This window comes from Pseudomonas sp. MIS38 (genome assembly GCF_019891575.1).
Lineage (GTDB): Bacteria > Pseudomonadota > Gammaproteobacteria > Pseudomonadales > Pseudomonadaceae > Aquipseudomonas > Aquipseudomonas putida_A.
This window is the reverse complement of the sequence record NZ_JAFLXF010000019.1, coordinates 94623-112742: the sequence shown is the minus strand read 5'-3', so window position 1 is coordinate 112742 and position 18120 is coordinate 94623. Positions and strand designations below refer to the sequence as shown.

The 18120-nt window shown below is 61.9% G+C and carries 18 protein-coding genes; 8 read left to right on the top strand and 10 right to left on the bottom strand.

Going from position 1 to position 18120, the window contains the following annotated elements; all coding sequences use genetic code 11:
• Window positions 1-113: 113 nt before the first annotated feature.
• From J1G18_RS20680 to J1G18_RS20670, 3 genes are read right to left on the bottom strand one after another with little or no spacing between them, the layout of a single operon-like run.
• The gene (locus J1G18_RS20680) at window positions 114-1295 is read right to left on the bottom strand and encodes an acetyl-CoA C-acetyltransferase (RefSeq protein WP_027611652.1); all 1182 of its coding nucleotides are present in this window, start codon (window positions 1293-1295) and stop codon (window positions 114-116) included.
• An 11-nt stretch (window positions 1296-1306) separates the two neighbouring features.
• Window positions 1307-1972 carry a CoA transferase subunit B gene (locus tag J1G18_RS20675; protein WP_027611653.1) on the bottom strand — a complete coding sequence of 222 codons (666 nt, stop codon included), beginning with the start codon at window positions 1970-1972 and terminating at the stop codon, window positions 1307-1309.
• Window positions 1973-1996: 24 nt separating this feature from the next.
• Window positions 1997-2695 carry a CoA transferase subunit A gene (locus J1G18_RS20670; protein WP_098964529.1) on the bottom strand — a complete coding sequence of 233 codons (699 nt, stop codon included), beginning with the start codon at window positions 2693-2695 and terminating at the stop codon, window positions 1997-1999.
• A 150-nt stretch (window positions 2696-2845) separates the two neighbouring features.
• Here J1G18_RS20670 and J1G18_RS20665 point away from each other — a divergent pair, with 150 nt between their 5' ends.
• Complete coding sequence (locus J1G18_RS20665) at window positions 2846-3721, top strand: LysR family transcriptional regulator (protein ID WP_223008364.1); 876 nt, start codon at window positions 2846-2848, stop codon at window positions 3719-3721.
• Between the two features lie 107 nt (window positions 3722-3828).
• Here the strand turns inward: J1G18_RS20665 and J1G18_RS20660 are convergent, their stop codons facing one another.
• The 4 genes from J1G18_RS20660 to J1G18_RS20645 all read right to left on the bottom strand — a co-directional run bounded on the left by J1G18_RS20660 (window position 3829) and on the right by J1G18_RS20645 (window position 8219).
• The gene (locus tag J1G18_RS20660; RefSeq protein ID WP_223008363.1) at window positions 3829-4671 is read right to left on the bottom strand and encodes an NAD-dependent protein deacetylase; all 843 of its coding nucleotides are present in this window, start codon (window positions 4669-4671) and stop codon (window positions 3829-3831) included.
• Window positions 4672-4823: 152 nt separating this feature from the next.
• Entirely contained in the window at window positions 4824-5870 is a 1047-nt protein-coding gene (locus tag J1G18_RS20655) for a class I SAM-dependent methyltransferase (RefSeq protein WP_098964523.1), read from the bottom strand.
• 310 nt (window positions 5871-6180) lie between these two features.
• Complete coding sequence (locus tag J1G18_RS20650) at window positions 6181-7482, bottom strand: ATP-binding protein (protein WP_098964522.1); 1302 nt, start codon at window positions 7480-7482, stop codon at window positions 6181-6183.
• The gene (locus J1G18_RS20645) at window positions 7479-8219 is read right to left on the bottom strand and encodes a response regulator (protein WP_223008362.1); all 741 of its coding nucleotides are present in this window, start codon (window positions 8217-8219) and stop codon (window positions 7479-7481) included. The genes J1G18_RS20650 and J1G18_RS20645 overlap by 4 nt, the downstream gene beginning before the upstream one ends.
• A gap of 296 nt (window positions 8220-8515) precedes the next feature.
• Between J1G18_RS20645 and J1G18_RS20640 the strand changes: the two genes are divergently transcribed.
• Window positions 8516-8779 (top strand): DUF2790 domain-containing protein, encoded by a 264-nt coding sequence (locus tag J1G18_RS20640; RefSeq protein WP_223008361.1) that lies wholly within the window; start codon window positions 8516-8518, stop codon window positions 8777-8779.
• A gap of 43 nt (window positions 8780-8822) precedes the next feature.
• Here the strand turns inward: J1G18_RS20640 and J1G18_RS20635 are convergent, their stop codons facing one another.
• Entirely contained in the window at window positions 8823-9284 is a 462-nt protein-coding gene (locus J1G18_RS20635; protein ID WP_223008360.1) for a GNAT family N-acetyltransferase, read from the bottom strand.
• 228 nt (window positions 9285-9512) lie between these two features.
• Between J1G18_RS20635 and J1G18_RS20630 the strand changes: the two genes are divergently transcribed.
• Together J1G18_RS20630 and J1G18_RS20625 are read left to right on the top strand one after the other, a co-directional pair.
• Window positions 9513-9785 (top strand): DUF4242 domain-containing protein, encoded by a 273-nt coding sequence (locus J1G18_RS20630; RefSeq protein ID WP_223008359.1) that lies wholly within the window; start codon window positions 9513-9515, stop codon window positions 9783-9785.
• Between the two features lie 30 nt (window positions 9786-9815).
• A complete protein-coding gene (locus J1G18_RS20625; protein WP_098964516.1) occupies window positions 9816-10628 on the top strand; it encodes a class I SAM-dependent methyltransferase in 813 nt (270 codons plus the stop codon).
• A 137-nt stretch (window positions 10629-10765) separates the two neighbouring features.
• On the opposite strand, the gene pcsA is transcribed toward J1G18_RS20625, so the two are convergent.
• Window positions 10766-11488, bottom strand: a complete 723-nt coding sequence (gene pcsA, locus J1G18_RS20620) for a phosphatidylcholine synthase (protein ID WP_027611662.1) — start codon at window positions 11486-11488, stop codon at window positions 10766-10768.
• 260 nt (window positions 11489-11748) lie between these two features.
• Here pcsA and J1G18_RS20615 point away from each other — a divergent pair, with 260 nt between their 5' ends.
• The 4 genes from J1G18_RS20615 to ligD all read left to right on the top strand — a co-directional run bounded on the left by J1G18_RS20615 (window position 11749) and on the right by ligD (window position 17651).
• Window positions 11749-12507 carry a tellurite resistance TerB family protein gene (locus tag J1G18_RS20615; protein WP_223008358.1) on the top strand — a complete coding sequence of 253 codons (759 nt, stop codon included), beginning with the start codon at window positions 11749-11751 and terminating at the stop codon, window positions 12505-12507.
• 165 nt (window positions 12508-12672) lie between these two features.
• The gene (locus J1G18_RS20610; RefSeq protein WP_223008357.1) at window positions 12673-14052 is read left to right on the top strand and encodes an iron-containing redox enzyme family protein; all 1380 of its coding nucleotides are present in this window, start codon (window positions 12673-12675) and stop codon (window positions 14050-14052) included.
• A 9-nt stretch (window positions 14053-14061) separates the two neighbouring features.
• Window positions 14062-15015 (top strand): methyltransferase, encoded by a 954-nt coding sequence (locus J1G18_RS20605; protein ID WP_166497830.1) that lies wholly within the window; start codon window positions 14062-14064, stop codon window positions 15013-15015.
• A 17-nt stretch (window positions 15016-15032) separates the two neighbouring features.
• Entirely contained in the window at window positions 15033-17651 is a 2619-nt protein-coding gene (gene ligD / locus J1G18_RS20600) for a DNA ligase D (RefSeq protein ID WP_223008356.1), read from the top strand.
• Here ligD and J1G18_RS20595 read toward each other — a convergent pair whose 3' ends face one another.
• Window positions 17652-18074: a hypothetical protein gene (locus J1G18_RS20595; RefSeq protein ID WP_047601787.1), complete on the bottom strand. Its 423-nt coding sequence runs from the start codon at window positions 18072-18074 to the stop codon at window positions 17652-17654. It abuts the gene before it with no gap.
• Between the last annotated feature and the right edge of the window lie 46 nt (window positions 18075-18120).

Below are 18120 nucleotides of genomic sequence, written 5' to 3'. Positions count from 1 at the left end.
AGAAGATTTTGAATGGGCAAAAAAACACCCGGTGCAACGCAAGTCGCACCGGGTTTTTTGTTGCCAGCGAGTAGCGGATGTCGTGGATCCGCCGCCCGCTGTGAACTCGGGGGTTAAGCGCGTTCCAGCGCCAGCGCCACACCCTGACCGCCGCCGATGCACAGGGTCGCCAGACCTTTTTTCGCATCACGCTTGATCATTTCGTGCAGCAGCGTCACCAGCACGCGGCAGCCCGACGCACCGATCGGGTGACCGAGGGCGATGGCGCCGCCGTTGACGTTGACCTTGTCCAGATCCCATTGCAGATCCTTGGCCACTGCCAGCGATTGCGCGGCGAACGCTTCGTTGGCCTCGATCAGGTCCAGTTGGCCGATGTTCCAGCCAGCCTTGTCCAGGCAGCGACGGGTGGCCGAGACCGGGCCGATGCCCATGATCGCCGGGTCAACACCGGCGTTGGCATACGCGGCGATTTTTGCCAGTACCGGCAGGCCCAGGGCCTTGGCTTTCTCGGCGCTCATCAGGATGACTGCGGCGGCGCCATCGTTCAGCGACGAAGCGTTGCCGGCGGTGACACTGCCGTCCTTCTTGAACGCCGGACGCAGTTTCGCCAGGGATTCGGCGGTGGTGTCGCCGCGTGGTTGTTCGTCGACCTTGAACGCTACCGGATCGCCTTTGCGCTGCGGGATCAGGATCGGGGTGATCTCATCGACAAAGCGTCCGGCCTCAATGGCCGCAGCGGCTTTGCGCTGCGAGGCGGCGGCGAAGGCGTCCTGCTGTTCGCGGCTGATCTCATATTTATCGACCAGATTCTCGGCAGTGATGCCCATGTGGTAATCGTTGAACGCATCCCACAGGCCATCGCTGATCATGGTGTCGACGATTTGCGCGTGACCCATGCGCAGGCCGGTGCGTGCGCCCGGCATCACATAGTTGGACAGGCTCATGTTCTCCTGACCGCCGGCGATGATCACCTCGGCGTCGCCGCAACGGATCGCTTGTGCGCCCAGGTGCAGGGCTTTCAGGCCCGAGCCGCAGACCTTGTTCAGGGTCATGGCCGGCACGGCGTGGGGCAGGCCGGCCTTGATCGCGGCCTGACGCGCCGGGTTCTGGCCGGCGCCAGCGGTCAGCACCTGGCCCATGATCACTTCATCGACCTGCGCACCGTCCAGACCGGTCTGTTCGAGCAGCTGGCGAATCACCGCAGCGCCCAGATCCACGGCGGACACGCTGGCCAGCGAACCCTGGAAACTGCCGATCGCGGTGCGGGTGGCGGCAACAATTACGACGTCTTGCATTTTCGAATTCCTCACTGGGCAGCGAACTGCATTTCCGGTACGTGATCCGGGACGATCAGTTTACCAGCGGTTTTGGCGACGATTTCCTCGACGCTGACGCCAGGTGCGCGTTCCTTGAGGACAAAAGCGCCATTTTCGATTTCCAGATAGGCGAGGTCGGTCAGCACGCGCTTGATGCAGCCGGCGCCGGTCAGCGGCAGGCTGCACCTGGCCAACAGTTTGGACTCACCGTCCTTGGAGGCGTGGGTCATGATCACGATGATGTTGTCGGCACCGGCCACCAGATCCATCGCGCCGCCCATGCCCTTGACCAGTTTGCCGGGAATCATCCACGAGGCGATGTTGCCTTCGACGTCGACTTCGAACGCGCCGAGTACGGTCAGGTCGACATGCCCGCCGCGGATCATCGCGAAGGATTCGGCGGAGTTGAAAATCGATGCGCCGATGCGCGCGGTCACGGTCTGTTTGCCGGCGTTGATCATGTCGGCATCAATGGTGTCTTCCGTCGGAAACGGGCCCATGCCGAGCAGGCCGTTTTCCGATTGCAGCATGACTTCCATGCCGTCGGGAATGTAGTTGGCGACCAGGGTCGGAATGCCGATGCCGAGGTTCACGTAGTAGCCGTCCTGCATTTCGCGGGCGACGCGCTGAGCCATTTGTTCGCGGGTAAGTGCCATGTTTTTATTCTCCGTCAGCCTGGATTATTTGCGGATGGTGCGCTGTTCGATGCGCTTTTCGAACGTGCCGCAAATGACCCGGTCGACGTAGATGCCGGGGGTGTGGATCTGCGACGGATCCAGCTCGCCGGGCTCGACGATTTCTTCGACTTCGACCACGGTGATCTTGCCGGCGGTGGCCGCCAGCGGGTTGAAGTTCTGCGCGGTGTGACGGTAGACGACGTTACCGAAATGGTCGGCTTTCCAGCCTTTGACGATGGCGAAGTCGCCGGTGATGGACTCTTCCATCAGGTACTTGCGCCCGTTGAATTCACGCACTTCCTTGCCTTCGGCGACCGGGGTGCCGACGCCGGTGGCGGTGAAGAAGGCCGGGATGCCGGCGCCGCCTGCGCGCATTTTCTCGGCGAGGGTGCCTTGCGGGGTCAGGATGACTTCGATGTCGCCCTTGAGCAGTTGCTCTTCGAACAGTTTGTTTTCGCCGACGTAGGAGGCGATGACTTTGCTGATCTGGCGGTCGGTCAGCAGCACACCGAGGCCGAAACCGTCGACGCCGCAGTTGTTGGAAACCACGGTGAGGTCGCGGGTGCCCTTGCGCTTGATCTCGGCGATCAGGTTTTCCGGAATGCCGCACAGGCCGAAGCCGCCGGCGATCACGGTCATGCCGTCTTCAAGACCGGCCAGAGCTTCCTCGTAGGAACTCACGCGCTTGTCGAAACCTGCCATATGCACCTCTTTTATTGTTTGTCGGGCGGCTGGCTAGCCGAATGACTGGAGTGTCTCGCTGCAGGATATATTTGTTAAGTTGATTTTTAAGGTTGATTGATTGATAAAGCTCAACAATTGACTGATTGCAGATACGGAAGCATAGCGCTCATGACCATCAAACAGATCCGCGCCTTCCTCGCCGTGGCCCAGAGCCTGAGCTTCGCTGTGGCCTGTGAGCGCCTGCACCTGTCGCAATCGGCACTGAGCCTGACCATCAAGGCGCTGGAGGAGGGGCTGGGCGGGCGGTTGTTCAGTCGCAACACGCGCAATGTGGCGCTGACCGCCGAGGGCGAATCGCTGCTGCCGCTGGCCCGGCGCCTGATCGCCGACTGGGATAACGCTGAAGACGAAATGCGTCAGCGCTTCAGCCTGCAACGCGGGCGGGTGACGCTGGCGGCGATGCCATCGTTTGCCGGCAACCTGCTGCCGCCGATCCTCAAGACCTTTCGCGCGCGCTATCCGAACGTCAACGTCACGGTCAACGACGTGATCAACGAGCAAGTGCTGGAAATGGTTCGCGACCGCCATGTGGAACTGGGTGTCGCGTTCGAACCGATGCAGAACACCTCGCTGACGTTCACCCCGTTGTACATGGACCGCTTTGTCGCGGTGGTGCCGCAAGATTCAGCGCTGGCCAGGCTTGGCGAAATCGACTGGCAGACCTTGCTGCAGGAACCGTTCATCACCCTGCAACGGCCGTCGACAGTGCGGGTGATGCTCGAAGAGCACTTGCAGGCCCGGGGCATGAAACTGCCGGTGGAATTCGAGAGTCATCAACTGGCGACCGTCGGGCGCATGGTCGCCAGTGGCCTGGGGGTGAGTGCGGTGCCAGCGTTGTGCGCCGACCAGATGCTGGAGCTGGGCGCGCATTGCCTGACCTTGAATGATTCAGTGGAGCGGGCGATTGGTGTGCTCACGGAGCCGGGCAATGAGCTGTCGGCAGCGGCGCAGGCACTGTTCGATATTCTCAAAGCCGAACATTGATCCTGTGGGAGCGGGCTTGCTCGCGAAGGCGGGGTATCAGTCGAGGAAAGTCTTGGCTGAAAGGACGCTATCGCGAGCAGGCTCGCTCCTACAGGGGATTTCGCGAGTCAGGAAGTCAAGCGTTGCACCAGCAACGGCAGCAGCTGTTCGCATGACGCCTCGATCTTCAGATCCAGCAGATCATCGGCGCGAGTCTTGCCCAGATTGATCGCCAGCAACGGCTTGCCCCGATCGGCGATCACCCGGCACAGACGAAACGCCGAATAGGCCATCAGCGACGAGCCCACCACCAACAATCCCGCGGCATTTTCTGCCGCCGCCATGGCCCGCGCCGCCGTCGGCTGCGCCACGTTCTCACCGAAAAACACCACGTCCGGCTTCATCCGTTCACCGGCGCAATACGGGCATTGTGGCGTCTGAAAACGTGCTTCGAAGGCCGGATCGAGCAGGGTATCGCCGTCCGGCGCCTGCATCGCGTCGACCCCGGCCAGATACGGATTCTGCTCGACCATCCGCTGCTGAATGTCGTCACGCGCGCTGCGCTGGCCGCAATCCAGGCACAACACCCGGTGCAGGCTGCCATGCAGTTCGATCACGTCCTGACTGCCAGCCTGATCGTGCAGGGTGTCGACGTTCTGCGTGATCAAGGCGCTGATCAGACCCCGGCGCTGCAAATCGGCCAGCGCCTGATGCGCGGCATTGGGCCGCGCCTGACGCACCCGCGGCCAGCCAAGCATGGCCCGCGCCCAGTAGCGGCGACGGGATTCCGGAGCGGCGAGAAATTCCTGATACATCATCGGCTGCCGGCCCCGGCGTACACCCTCACTGTCGCGGTAATCCGGGATGCCCGACGGCGTGCTGATGCCCGCGCCGGTCAGCACCACAAAGCCGCCATCGGCCATGGCCTGGTGCAGGGTGTCGAGGTGTTCGCGGGTCGGGCTGTCGAGCATGGTCAGCACTCCGGGGAGGACGATGCCCGCAGGTTAGCATTAACCGTGTGGCGAGGGAGCTTGCTCCCGCTGGACTGCGCAGCAGGCCTGTTTTGGGCTTGCTTTGCAATCCGACGGGAGCAAGCTCCCTAGCCACAGGTGATAGCGGTGATTTATTTGCGCGCCTCCAGAATCAGATTGAACGGCGTCTGCGTCGCCCGGCGAAAATGCTTGAACCCGGCCTCGGTAAACACCTTGCGCAAGCGCATTTCACCGGCCTGCGCACCCAGCCCCAGGCCAACTTCCTGGGACAGCGAATTCGGCGTGCAGATAAAGGTCGAGGCCGCGTAAAACAGGCGTCCGACCGGGTTGATGTTGTCGTCCAGCGCGTCGTTGGCAAACGGCTCGACCAGCAGCACCGTGCCGTCCTTCTTCAATGATTCGAACGCATGCCGTGCGGCGCCGACCGGGTCGCCCATGTCGTGCAGACAGTCGAAATAGCAGATCAGGTCGTAGTCGTCGCCGGGGTAGCTTTTGGCGGTGTTCTGGAAGAATTTTGCCCGGCTGCTGACGCCGCCTTCTTCGGCGCGCTGCGTGGCAACCGTGATCGACGGCGCGTGATAATCGAAACCGACGAAGCGCGAGTTGGGAAACGCCTGGGCCATGATCACCGTCGAGGCGCCGTGGCCGCAGCCGATGTCGGCGACTTTGGCGCCTGCTTCGAGTTTGGCGACCACGCCGTCCAGCGCCGGCAGCCATTCAGCGATCAAGTGACCTTTGTAGCCGGGGCGAAAGAAGCGTTCGGTGCCGCTGAACATGCACGGATGGTGATCGCCCCAGGGCAGGGCGCCGTTGCCGCGCATAGCCTTGACCAGTTTGTCCTTGTCGTGGAAAAACGAGGCCACCACACCGAGTCCGCCGGCGACGTACACCGGCGAGTCTTCCACGGCCAGTGCCAGCGCCTGCTCTTCCGGCAACCGAAACTGGCCATCGTGATGCTCCATATAGCCGGACGCGACATGCGCGCTGAGCCATTCGCGTACCAGACGCGGGTTGCAGGTGGTTTTTTCGGCGAGGGCTTGCGGGGTGACCGGCTGACTGTCGGCCATCGCCCGGTACAGCCCGAGTTCTTCGCCAACGATGACGTTCGCCAGCATCGCGGCGCCGCCCATGTCGTTGACCAGTTTGCCCATGAAGGCGTTGAGTCGTGTTTCGTCCATCACGAGTGCTCCTGATACAGGATCACCGTCCGGTGGCAGAACGTTGTCGAGGCATGGGCCGCAGGGCGGTGGTCACAGAAGTGGGCAGGGCACAGCTGACGTCGTCCTGCAATCCCCCTCGACTGGGGCATGAATCAGTCTAGTCGGGCTGGGGCAAGATGCAGCGTTTGTGCTCCATGCAAATTCCAATGTGGGAGCGGCGGTACGAAGATTCGACTTGCTCGCGAACGCGGTGTGTCAGTCAATGCATCAGGGGCTGATACGCCGCTTTCGCGAGCAAGCCCGCTCCCACAGGTGATTGGTGTGGGGATCAGCGCAGGGGCAATTTCAACTCCGCGCACAGGCCTCCGCCCTCGCGGTTGCTCAGGGTCAGTGATCCGCCGAGGGCCATGGCCAGTTGCTGGGCGATGGCCAGGCCCAGGCCGGTGCCGCCGGTGCTGCGGTTGCGCGAGTTTTCCACCCGGTAGAACGGCTGCATGACCTGTTGCAACTCGGCTTCGGCAATGCCTGGCCCGCGATCGAGGATTTTGATGCAAAGACCGTCGTCGATATCGACCTGCAACTGCGCGGCACCGGCAAATTTCAGTGCGTTGTCGGTCAGGTTCACCAGCACCCGGCGCAGGGCCTGGGGACGGGTATCGATCACCGCCGCGCTCTTGCCGCTCAGCTGCACGTCCTTGCCCATGTCCTGATAGTCGAACACCAGGCTGTCGAGGAACGAGTCGAGATCGGTGCGCCGGCTTTCCTCGGTCGAGCCGTGGATGCTGCGAGCGTACGCCACGCCTTCGCGCACCAGATGCTCCATCTCGCCGAGGTCGTTCCACAGTTTGTCTTTCTCGACCGAGTCGTCCATGAACTCTGCGCGCAATTTCATGCGGGTGATCGGGGTTTGCAGGTCATGGGAAATCGCTGCCAGCAGTTGCATGCGCTCCTTCAGATACGCAGCGATCCGCGCCTGCATCGCGTTGAAGGCCCGTGCGGCGTAGGCCACTTCGGTCGGGCCGTGTTCGTCGAGCATCACCGGGTGCGCGTTGGGGTCGAGGGATTCCACGGCATTGGCGAGGCGGGCGAGGGGGCGTATGGCAATGCGCACCGCCAGCCAGGTGCAGGCGATCAGCAGCGCCAGTTGCCCGAGCAATACCCCCGGCAGCCACGGCGACAGCGGCGGCATGGCCGGACGCACATCGATGGTCAACGGGCTGCCGTCGCTGAGGCGCAAATGGGCCTGGAAGTGTTTTTTCTCCGCGGGAAAACGGCTGAAGGACAGCGGACGGGCGCCGCCGATCGCACTGCTGATCGATGTCGCGGCCACCGGTACCTCCTCGGCGTCGAGCGGGGCGCCGGGATCGCCGTCGTTCAACCGATAATCGTAGTTGGTGCGAGCCAGTCGTGGCAGCCAGGCAGGGCGTTCCTGCGCGGGCAAGCGGTCGAGGATTGCAACCGACGTCGAAACGTCGTTTTGCATATTGCTGAGCATGGTGCTTCTGGCGCTTTGGAAACGCTCGTAATACTGCGCGCCAAACGACAGGGCCTGGGCCAGGATCAGCCCGACCAGAAAGATCAGCGACAACCGCGAAGCCAGGGTGCGTGGCCAATGCAGCTTGAGGCTCATGCCGAGGCCCCGAGGATTTCCACCGGTAGCGAAAAAACATAACCCTCGCTGCGCACGGTTTTGATGTAGGCCGGCTCACGCGCATCATCAAGCAGGCGCTGGCGCAAACGGCTGACCAGCAGATCAATCGAGCGATCAAACAGATCGGCTTCGCGGCCCTGGGTCAGGTTGAGTAACTGATCACGGCTGAGCACCCGTTGTGGATGATCGAGGAACACCCGCAGCAAGCGATATTCGGCACCACTGAGGGCTACCAGTGTGCCGTCATTGTCCAGCAGATGCCGGGCCGAGGTGTCCAGTTGCCAACGGCCGAAGGCCAGCAGGCGACCGCTTTCGGTGACCACCAGATTCGGCGGCAGCATGCGTGTGCGCCGCAGCACCGCGTTGATCCGCGCCAGCAGTTCGCGGGCGGCGAACGGCTTGGTCAGGTAATCGTCGGCGCCCATTTCCAGGCCGATGATGCGGTCGGTTTCATCGTTGCGCGCCGTGAGCATCAGCACCGGCGTGGCCTTGTGTTTGCCCACGCGTAGTTCGCGGCACAGCTGTAGGCCATCATCGCCGGGCATCATGATGTCGAGCACAATCAGGTCAACGGTGTTGGCTTGGAGAAAACTGCGCATCTGTCGACCATCGGCGACCACGGTGGTGCGCAGGCCGTTCTTTTTCAGGTAATTGCCTACCAGCTCGCGGATCTCGCGGTCGTCGTCGACGATGAGGATGTGATCGACATGTTCCATCGGTGCAGAACCTCTATCAAAGGGCAATGCCGTGCAGTCTATCGAGCCTGCGACGGCTTGCCTGCCCGGGTTTGTATTGCAGTGTATCTGGCGTAATGGCGGATACATACACATGCAAAAACGCGATTTTTTCAGGGTTTTGTATCGCTGTGTATCTCCGGGCGGTGGGGATACACAGTGATTGATAGCGGCCGTTTCCTGACACAGACGCGATACCTCACGCGCCTCAAATAGGCTCCATCGAGGCCCACACCACTTGCCTCGGCTCAACCCATACAAGCCTTGAGGAAACCACCATGACGCACAAAACCGTTGTCGCCGCCTGCCTGTTCGCCGCCCTGAACATCTGCACCCTGGCGGCCCGGGCCGAAGCCGATGTCAGCCCGCACACCTACACCTACGGCACGCACCTGGACATCCAGAAAGTGCTGTCGATGACCGAGGACAACGCGGTGAACTGCGGCATTATCGATGCGCGCATGACGTACCTGGATTCGGCCGGAAAAACCCAGGTGCTGGATTACCGCAAATTTGCCGATGGCTGTAACAACCAGAACTGAGTGCTCAGATGCATCGACAGTTACCGCCGCGCATATCAATGGCTCACAGGTCGCGCACCATGAGCCATTGCTCGTTGTCCCACGCGCGAAAGCGCTCCAGCACTGTCCAGCCGCGTTTGGCGTAGTAGTCCTGCTTGTTCTGTGTGTGCAGATAGAAACGTGCGAAGCCGCGCTGTTTCGCCGCCTGGCTGATGCCATCGATCAACCGCTCTGCCAGCCCCTGGCCACGAGCTTGCGGGCTGACAAACACGCACGCCAGCCACGGGCCGAGATCCGGACGCAGGGCCAGGTCCGCCCGGGCCAGTGCCGCACCGCCGAGCAGGCGCTCGCCGTCCAGCGCAATCAGGCATGACCAGTCGCCATTGTCTTGGCCGGCAGCGAACTCGCGTTGCCAATCGGCCAAGGGTTGCTCGGCATATTCGTAGGCGAACTGGCGGTGAATCCACGCGGCGTAAGTGTCGCTGTGCTGCGGGTGATCGACGAGCCATTCAAGACGCAGGGACATGATGGAATCCATTCACGGAAGACGGGAAGGCATAAAAGCCGATTGCCCCACGCAATGGCAATCTCGGAGTGTCTCGAGGCCTTTACAAAAAACCGCCACTCATCGGCCCGGCCGTTGTTTTGCCGGCTCTTCGGACGATTGGCAGGGACGCCATCGACCCTCGGCGCGATAGTGGATGAGCAGGGCCACTGCCGACCCTGTCACTGATAAAAAGAACGCGAGGTTGCCATGCCGAAATTCGTGATTGAACGCGAGATTCCAGGGGCCGGAAAGCTGTCGCCGCAAGAACTCCAAGCCGTGTCGCAAACCTCCTGCCAGGTGTTGCGTGAACTCGGGCCACAGGTGCAGTGGCTGCAGAGTTACGTCACCGCCGACAAAATCTATTGCGTCTACATCGCCCCTGACGAAGAACAGGTGCGCGAGCACGCCAGGCTGGGTGGATTCCCGGCCGACAGCGTGGCGCGGGTGATGACGGTCATCGACCCGACCACGGCCGAATGAAGTCCTTCTACCTGCTGCGGAGCACGATTGATGAGTACTCCCATTGATCTGACGGGTCTGAAAGAGCGCCAGAAAGTCGCCTGGGCCAGCGGTGATTACGCGGTGATCGGCACCACCTTGCAGATCGTCGGCGAAAACCTTGCCGAGGCCTGCGACCTGCACTGCGATGAGGAAGTGCTGGATGTCGCCGCCGGTAACGGTAATGCGACTCTGGCGGCGGCGCGACGTGGTTGTCAGGTGACCTCGACCGACTATGTGGCGGCGCTGCTGGAGCGTGGACAGGATCGGGCGCGGGCCGAGCATCTTGATGTGATTTTTCAGGTCGCCGATGCCGAATCGTTGCCGTTCGCCGACGAGAGTTACGACGCGGTGCTGTCGACCTTTGGCGTGATGTTTGCCCCGGATCAGGCGACTGCCGCAGCGGAACTGGCGCGGGTCTGCCGAAGGGGCGGGCGCATCGGTCTGGCGAACTGGACGCCGGAAGGTTTCGTCGGCCAGATGTTCAAGGTTCTCGGTCGCCACGTGCCACCCCCCGCCGTGGCCCAACCGCCGTCGAACTGGGGCACTGAAGCGTGGTTGCACAGCCACTTCAATGAGCGCGAATTTCTGCTGCAGGTCACCCGCCGCACCTTCAATTTCCGCTATCGCTCGGCGGCGCATTTCATCGACATTTTCCGTCACTGGTACGGGCCAGTGCACAAGGCATTCGCGGCATTGCCGCCGGAAAGCGGGCAGGCGCTGGAGAGTGACCTGGCGGATCTGCTGAACCGCTCGAACCGGGTGGGAGAGAAGTCGCTGGTGGTGCCGAGCGAGTATCTGGAGGTGGTCATTACCAAGCGCTGAATGTTCAGAACCATGCAAAACCCCTGTGGGAGCGGGCTTGCTCGCGAATGCGGTGGATCAGTAGACAGAATTATTGACTGGACAGACGCATTCGCGAGCAAGCCCGCTCCCACAGGTTTTAGGTGTGGCGATCAGGCCTATTTCAGGTGCGGCCGATCAAACCATTCCAGCGCCGTACGCCAGATGCAGATCCCCAGGAAGTACGCCGACGCCAGCAGCCACAAACCCATCACCAGCGGATTGATCACCGGGTGATTGAGCACCAGCGACAGGCTGCACAGCAGCCAGATGGCCGTCACCGCGATGTTGATCGGCATGAACCGGCGTACCCGGAACGGATGCAGGAACTTCATGCGGGTCACGGTCAGCAGCGCCAGACCGATGATGGTCAGAAAGGTGATCCACGGCCCCGGGTCGATGATGTACAGGCACAGGGCAACCACGTTCCACGCGGCGGGGAAACCGACGAAATAGTTGTCCTTGCTCTTCATGTTGACGTTGCAGAAACAGAACAGCGACGACACCAGAATCAGCGATACGCTCAGCAGCAGGGTGTAGTCGGGCAGGGGAATGTAGCGATAGATGAACAGCGCCGGAATGAACACGTAGGTCAGGTAGTCGATCACCAGATCGAGGATCGAGCCGTCGAAGCTCGGCAGCACCGACTGCACATTGACCTTGCGCGCCAATGCCCCGTCGAGACCGTCGACGATCAATGCCACGCCCAGCCACATCAGGCAATGGGTCGGTTGGTTCTCCAGCAGGGCGAGGGTCGCCAGAAAGGCTGTGACCACGCCGGTCGCGGTAAAACCATGGGCGCCCCATGCTTTGAGCCTGGCGATGTGTACGGTGGATATCACAGGGGCGTTCTCCAGAAAAATGAAGCATGCCGGGTATCACCCTCGGGCAAAGGGCGCCGGCAAACCGGGTCGGGGTTGCAGTTATCGACCGGTTTGGCCGGGTTAAGGTTCACCACCTTTGAATCTTAGCTGTCCGCACAAAAAATACCTCGGCGAAATCTGCAGGTGGCAGCCGGCGTCAGCCAAACGGTGCTGGCGCGCCGGCGTCGGCGGTCTATCGTTGCCTGACGCATTTATTGCCAATGTCTGAGGACGAGATCATGAACACCAGCGATTTGCTCGAACAACTGCTGCGGGGCCAGGCCTCGGCAGGACAACAAGGTGCTGGTTCGGCCGGCGCTGGGCTGGGTGGATTGGGCGGTTTGCTTGGCGGTCTGTTGGGTGGCGGTGCAGGCCCCGGCGGCAGTGCGGTGCAGTCCGGAGGGCTGGGCGGTTTGCTCGGTGGCCTGCTCGGCGGCGGTAGCGGTGGTGGCTTGGGCGGCGCGCTGGGTGGGGCACTCGGTGGCGGCGGAACACAAAGTCGTTCCGGCGGCACCAATTATGCGGCGCTGGCCTCATTGGGAATGATGGCGTTCCAGGCATATCAGGCCTGGCAGCGCAGTCAGGCGTCGGCGGCGCCACAACAGATCCCGCAAACGGCCAATCTGCTGGCCGGGCCCGAGGTCGAGGAACACAGTCATGCTGTGCTGCGGGCGCTGATCGCGGCGGCCAAGGCTGATGGTGAGATCGATGACCGGGAACGGCAGATGATCAATGGTGAAATCAGCAAACACACCGACGATCCGCAATTACAGCAGTGGTTTGACACTGAAGTTGCGAAACCGCTGGACGCCAACGAAGTCGCCACGGCTGCAAACGGCGACCAGGCTGTGGCCGCCGAAATGTACCTGGTCAGCGTGATCCTGGTGGACGATCAGCAAGACGCCGAACGCAACTACCTGGATGAACTGGCTGCCGCGCTGCAGATCGACCCGCAATTGCAGGTGCACCTGGAGGCTCAGGCCAAAGGTCAGGCCTGAAGCACCGTCAAAAATCGCGGTCTCGGGCAGCCCTTGCCGGGACCGCGATGCTCCGTCCGTCAGGGCAATTTTCATGTTGATTGAATTTTTCTCCGTAGCGGTTGCTCTGCTGATGTAGAGGCGTGAAACAACGCCCTGACCGGCCAACCGAACGAGAACATTGACATGACTGCCCTGACCCCTCTGCAGGCGCCGAGTGCGCAGCAACAGCCCATCACTGCCGACGGTGACCTGCGGCGTATTTATGAGGCACTGCTGCTTGAGGATGCGCCTGAAACCCTCGCGCAGGATTTTCTCGCCGAGCAGTTGCAGCGTGCCGCGCTGTTGCCCGAAGAACTTCCGCAGGATCCGTCGGCGTGGCAAGGCTGGGTCGCCGAACATTGCACAGAAGTTGCCCGGCAGTACGCCGATTACCTGCAACAGCGCCAGGCCGGCGGACCGCGCCAGTTCTTCCGCAACAAGGCTCACGCGTTGTACTTTCTGCAAGCCGTGGCGCCGACCAAACTGGTGGATGGCGCGTGGCTGTACGGTTTGTTGGCGCAGTGGCGCGACCCGCGTTTCGACGGGTTGCTGTGTACCTATCTGGAAGAACTGGGCGACGGCAATCCGGCGCAAAACCACGTAGTGATCTACCGCAAACTGCTCGCTGAGCACGGTTTGCAGGACGCCAGCGCGATTGCCGATGAGCGCTACCTGCAAGGTGCGCTGCAACTGGCACTCGGTGCCTGTGGCGAAAGCATGTTGCCGGAGGTGATCGGCTACAACCTCGGCTATGAGCAACTGCCGCTGCACTTGCTGATCAGTGCCTATGAACTCAGCGAGTTGGGCATTGATCCGTACTACTTCACCCTGCATGTGACCATCGATAACGCCAGCACCGGTCATGCGCAAAAAGCCGTGCAGTCGGTGCTCGACTTGTTGCCGCTGGAAGCCGATCGCGACGAATTCCTGCGCCGGGTATCGCTGGGCTATCGACTCAATGACCTGGGGCAGGGCAGTCGCGCGATCATCGAGGGTTTTGACCTGGAGCAGGAAGTGCTGGCGATGCTCGAGCGCAAGCGCCCGTTCGGTCAGCACATGCACTCCGACTACTGCCGTTTCGAAGGCAAAACCGTCAATCAATGGCTGGCCACGCCCGAGCAACTGCCCGGATTTCTTCAGGCGATGCAGGACAAGGGCTGGATCAAACGCAACGAAGATCCGCAAGCCAGCCGTTTCTGGCAACTGATCGATGGCGACGGTGCGGCGATGTTCGGCGTGTTCAGTCCGTATGAAAAGCAACTGCTGCACGACTGGATTGCCGGCGACTGGACCCCATCCGACCAACGCAAAGCACCACGGCGCAGCCGTCAGGTCGCCACCCCGGACGCCGCCGTGCCCGAACACGATCCCGACGTACAACGCCTGACTTCTGCCCTGCAAGGTCAGGACGGACACGCACAAATGGTGACGCTGATCCCATGGTTGTCACCGGCCCGCCATGCCCACCCGGCGGGGCTGCTGGCGACACGCCGCTTCATCGAACTCAAATCCAGTCTGCGTTAAGGAAATCTCATGAATCAGGAAGAACAACTGTCCGCCAACGACCTGACGCTGCTGCAACTCGGCCGGCGCTTGCAGGCCGACGGCTACCGTTTCATCACGCCAACTCCATTGACCCATCAGCGGGTCAACCAGCGTGACGAAGGGCAAGTCGCCGATACCCTGCGCGACGTCTTCGGCTGGTCGCGGCCGTTCGAACCGGGGCTGTTGTCCGCTGACGAACAGCGGCAATTGCAGGAGGCACAAGTGATTGACGTCTACGACGGCCGCTTGAAAAGCCGGGTGCGCTGGTCGAGCCTGGATGACCTGCTGTTCGTGCATTCTGGCTTCCCAACCGATGCCGCCGACTCGGTATTTTTCGGCCCGGACACTTACCGGTTTGCACAGCTGATTCACGCGCATCTGCAACAGAGCTTCGCGCCGATTCAGCGCGCGGTGGACATCGGCTGCGGTGCCGGCGTCGGCGCGATTCTGATTGCCCGCGCACGGCGTGAAGCGCAGGTGCTGGCGGTGGACATCAATCCTGCCGCGCTGCGCCTGACTGCGATCAACGCGGCATTGGCCGAGGTCGCGAATGTCGAGGTGCTGGCCAGTGATGTACTGCAGGGCACCGAAGGCAACTTCGACCTGATTGTCGCCAACCCGCCGTACATGGCTGACCCGGCGGGGCGTGCTTATCGGCATGGCGGTGGCTCGCTCGGTGCGGGGTTGTCGCTGCGCATCGTCGAGCAGGCGCTCAATCGACTGGCGCCCGGTGGCTCGTTGCTGTTGTACACAGGGGTAGCGATGGTCGATGGCCGCGATCCGTTTTTCGACACCGTGGTGCCACGCCTGGACTCGACGCGATTCGGCTGGACCTATCGCGAGCTGGATCCCGACGTGTTCGGTGAAGAGTTGTTGAACCCCGGTTACCAGCGCGTAGACCGGATCGCCGTGGTCGCGCTGACCGTGACCCGCATTGGCTGACACAAGGCAGGTGCGCCATGACCAGGAACCTCGACGACTACAACCGCAAGCGCGATTTCTCGGCGACCTCGGAGCCCGCTGCCGTCAAGCGTCGTGGCCGCAGCAAGGCCACTGAGCATGCGCTGCAGTTCTGCATCCAGAAGCACGACGCTTCGCACCTGCATTACGACTTTCGCCTCGAACTCGATGGCGCACTGAAGAGCTGGGCGGTGCCCAAGGGCCCGTCGCTCGATCCCAAGGTCAAGCGTCTGGCGGTACACGTCGAAGACCATCCGCTGGATTATGCGACGTTCGAGGGCAGCATTCCCGAGGGGCATTACGGTGCAGGCGATGTAATTGTCTGGGATCGTGGTGTGTGGATTCCGCAGGAGGATCCAGCCAAGGCCTACGCCAAGGGCAAACTCAAGTTCGAACTGCAAGGCGAAAAGCTCTCCGGGATCTGGAATCTGGTGCGCACGCACATGCCGGGCAAGAAGGAAAACTGGTTTCTGATCAAACATCAGGACAGCGCCGCGCGCCCGCAGGACGACTACGATGTGCTCAGCGCCGAGCCGGACAGCGTGCTCAGCGAACGCACCCTGATCAGCAAACCCAAGCTCGCCGCCGAGCAAGCCAGGCCCGTGAAAAAGGCCCCGGCGAAACCGCGCAAAGCGGCATCCGGGACGCTCACCGGAGCGCGCAAGGCCAAACTGCCGGCGCAACTCAAGCCGGAATTGGCGACCCTGGTCGACAGCGCACCCGAAGGGCAGTGGAGCTACGAGATCAAGTTCGACGGCTACCGGATCATGGCGCGCATCGATCACGATCAGGTGCAACTGTTCACCCGTAACGGCCACGACTGGACGCACAAACTGCCGCAACAGGCGCAAGCCCTGGCCGAGTTGGGGCTGGAATCGGCGTGGCTGGACGGCGAAGTGGTGGTCACCAATGAACACGGTGTGCCGGACTTTCAGGCGCTGCAAAACGCCTTCGAAGCCGGGCGCAGCGCCAGCATCATGTACTACCTGTTCGACATGCCCTACCTCAACGGCGTTGACCTGCGCGAAGTGCCGGTCGAGGAGCGCCGCGCGGCGTTGTCCACGGTACTCGGCGGGCATGAGCAGCCGTTGCTGCGCTTCTCCGAAGCTTTCGATGAAACGGCGGACGCACTGCTCAACAGCGCCTGTCAGATGCAGATGGAGGGGCTGATCGGCAAACGCCTCGGCTCGCCCTACGTGTCGCGGCGCAGCAGTGACTGGATCAAGCTCAAGTGCAAGCATCGGCAGGAATTCGTGGTCGTCGGCTACACCGATCCGAAAGGCGCGCGCAGTGCCTTCGGCGCGCTGTTGTTGGGCCTGCACGATCGCGACAGTGGCGAGTTGCGCTATGCCGGCAAGGTCGGCACCGGTTTCAACGAAACCACACTGAAAAGCATCCTCGCCCAGCTCAAGCCGTTGCAAGTGAAGAAGGCTGCGGTGGTCAATCCACCGAGCGGCTTCGAGGCCAAAGGCGTGCACTGGCTCAAACCGAAACTGTTGGCAGAAGTGGCGTTCGCCGAAATGACCAAGGACGGTTCGGTACGTCACGCCGTGTTCCATGGTCTGCGCAATGACAAACCGGCCAAGGCGATTACCGAGGAGCGCGCGAAACTCGTGAAGACTTCAGCGAAAGCCACCCCGTCGAAAAAAGCTGCCTCGTCGAAGAAAGCTGCAGAATCAAAGAAAGCTACGGAGCCGAAGAAAGCCGAAGCGGCGCCATCACAGCTCGGACTCGCCAGCGGCAAAGTGCGCATCACTCACCCCGATCGGGTGATCGATGCGGTCAGCGGCACCACCAAGATGCAACTGGCCGAGTATTACGCCAGCGTCGCCGAGTGGATCCTGCCGCAGCTCAAGGATCGCCCGGTTGCGCTGGTGCGGGCGCCGGACGGCATTGCCGGCGAACTGTTCTTTCAGAAAAACGCCGAGCGCCTGGCGATCCCCGGCATTACCACCCTGGACAAGGACGTCACCGGGCAACCGGTGATGCTGATCAACAATGCCGAAGCACTGATCGGCGCGGTGCAGATGAGCACGGTCGAGCTGCACACCTGGAACGCCACCACCGTCGATCTGGACAAGCCTGACCGTTTCGTCCTCGATCTCGACCCGGATCCCGCGCTGCCGTGGAAAAGCATGGTCGAAGCCACTGCGCTGACCCTCACCGTGCTGGATGAACTGGGGCTCAAGGCCTTTCTCAAGACCAGCGGCGGCAAAGGCATTCACCTGGTGGTGCCGTTGACCCGCAAGCATGGCTGGGACGAGGTCAAGGATTTCAGCCATGCGATCGTCAGTCACATGGCCAAGCTGTTGCCGGAACGCTTTTCCGCGGTGTCCGGGCCGAAAAATCGTGTCGGTCGGATCTTCATCGACTACCTGCGTAACGGCCTGGGCGCCACCACCATTTGTGCCTACGCGGCGCGCACCCGTGAGGGACTGCCGGTGTCGGTACCGCTGTTTCGCGAAGAAGTGGGGGAGATCAAGGGTGGCAATCAGTGGAACATCAGCAATGTCCATGAGCGTCTGAACGAAGTCGGCGATGAGCCGTGGGCCGACCTGAAGAAAACCCGCCAGAGCATCACCGCCGAGATGCGCAAGCGGGTTGGCTTGAAAAAATGATCAGGTGTCGCGCAGCAAGTCGTGGGCGTTGAGCAGCTCGAAGGCGATTTCGGGGTGGTTGTTCAAGCCCCGACGAATCGCGGCCGGGATTGACTTGCGGGTCTTGCGGCACAGTCCCGGCAGCGCCTCGATCTGAATCTCGATGCCGAGCATGCTGCGTACCTCATGAAACCCCGGAGCGACCTCCACACGCAGGCCCAACTGCTCGTGCATGCGCTGTTGCAGATGCCGCAAATCCGCGAGGTCTTTGAGTTGTTCCAGTCGGGCGAGGAGGATTTTTTCCTGCTCGCGGGTCAGGCGCAGAATGCGCAGATCCGTGCCCGGCGTTTCCAGCAACGCGTCGCGCCCGCAATCGCAGGCGCCGGGCGGGCAGGGTGAGCGCAAAGGCGCAGGAGGCGCAAGAGTCGTCATGGCCTCCATCATAGAGGCCGTCAGACGGTTTTGCCTATGCGCCCTCAGCTGCCGTCCA

Coding starts and splice junctions, on each gene's coding strand:
- J1G18_RS20655 (WP_098964523.1), bottom strand. CDS start 5,870: ATGGACGAAACACGACTCAACGCCTTCATGGGCAAACTGGTCAACGAC.
- J1G18_RS20680 (WP_027611652.1), bottom strand. CDS start 1,295: ATGCAAGACGTCGTAATTGTTGCCGCCACCCGCACCGCGATCGGCAGT.
- J1G18_RS20615 (WP_223008358.1), top strand. CDS start 11,749: ATGAACACCAGCGATTTGCTCGAACAACTGCTGCGGGGCCAGGCCTCG.
- ligD (WP_223008356.1), top strand. CDS start 15,033: ATGACCAGGAACCTCGACGACTACAACCGCAAGCGCGATTTCTCGGCG.
- J1G18_RS20605 (WP_166497830.1), top strand. CDS start 14,062: ATGAATCAGGAAGAACAACTGTCCGCCAACGACCTGACGCTGCTGCAA.
- J1G18_RS20625 (WP_098964516.1), top strand. CDS start 9,816: ATGAGTACTCCCATTGATCTGACGGGTCTGAAAGAGCGCCAGAAAGTC.
- J1G18_RS20595 (WP_047601787.1), bottom strand. CDS start 18,074: ATGATGGAGGCCATGACGACTCTTGCGCCTCCTGCGCCTTTGCGCTCA.
- J1G18_RS20635 (WP_223008360.1), bottom strand. CDS start 9,284: ATGTCCCTGCGTCTTGAATGGCTCGTCGATCACCCGCAGCACAGCGAC.
- J1G18_RS20660 (WP_223008363.1), bottom strand. CDS start 4,671: ATGCTCGACAGCCCGACCCGCGAACACCTCGACACCCTGCACCAGGCC.
- J1G18_RS20640 (WP_223008361.1), top strand. CDS start 8,516: ATGACGCACAAAACCGTTGTCGCCGCCTGCCTGTTCGCCGCCCTGAAC.
- J1G18_RS20675 (WP_027611653.1), bottom strand. CDS start 1,972: ATGGCACTTACCCGCGAACAAATGGCTCAGCGCGTCGCCCGCGAAATG.
- J1G18_RS20610 (WP_223008357.1), top strand. CDS start 12,673: ATGACTGCCCTGACCCCTCTGCAGGCGCCGAGTGCGCAGCAACAGCCC.
- J1G18_RS20670 (WP_098964529.1), bottom strand. CDS start 2,695: ATGGCAGGTTTCGACAAGCGCGTGAGTTCCTACGAGGAAGCTCTGGCC.
- J1G18_RS20630 (WP_223008359.1), top strand. CDS start 9,513: ATGCCGAAATTCGTGATTGAACGCGAGATTCCAGGGGCCGGAAAGCTG.
- J1G18_RS20665 (WP_223008364.1), top strand. CDS start 2,846: ATGACCATCAAACAGATCCGCGCCTTCCTCGCCGTGGCCCAGAGCCTG.
- J1G18_RS20645 (WP_223008362.1), bottom strand. CDS start 8,219: ATGGAACATGTCGATCACATCCTCATCGTCGACGACGACCGCGAGATC.
- J1G18_RS20650 (WP_098964522.1), bottom strand. CDS start 7,482: ATGAGCCTCAAGCTGCATTGGCCACGCACCCTGGCTTCGCGGTTGTCG.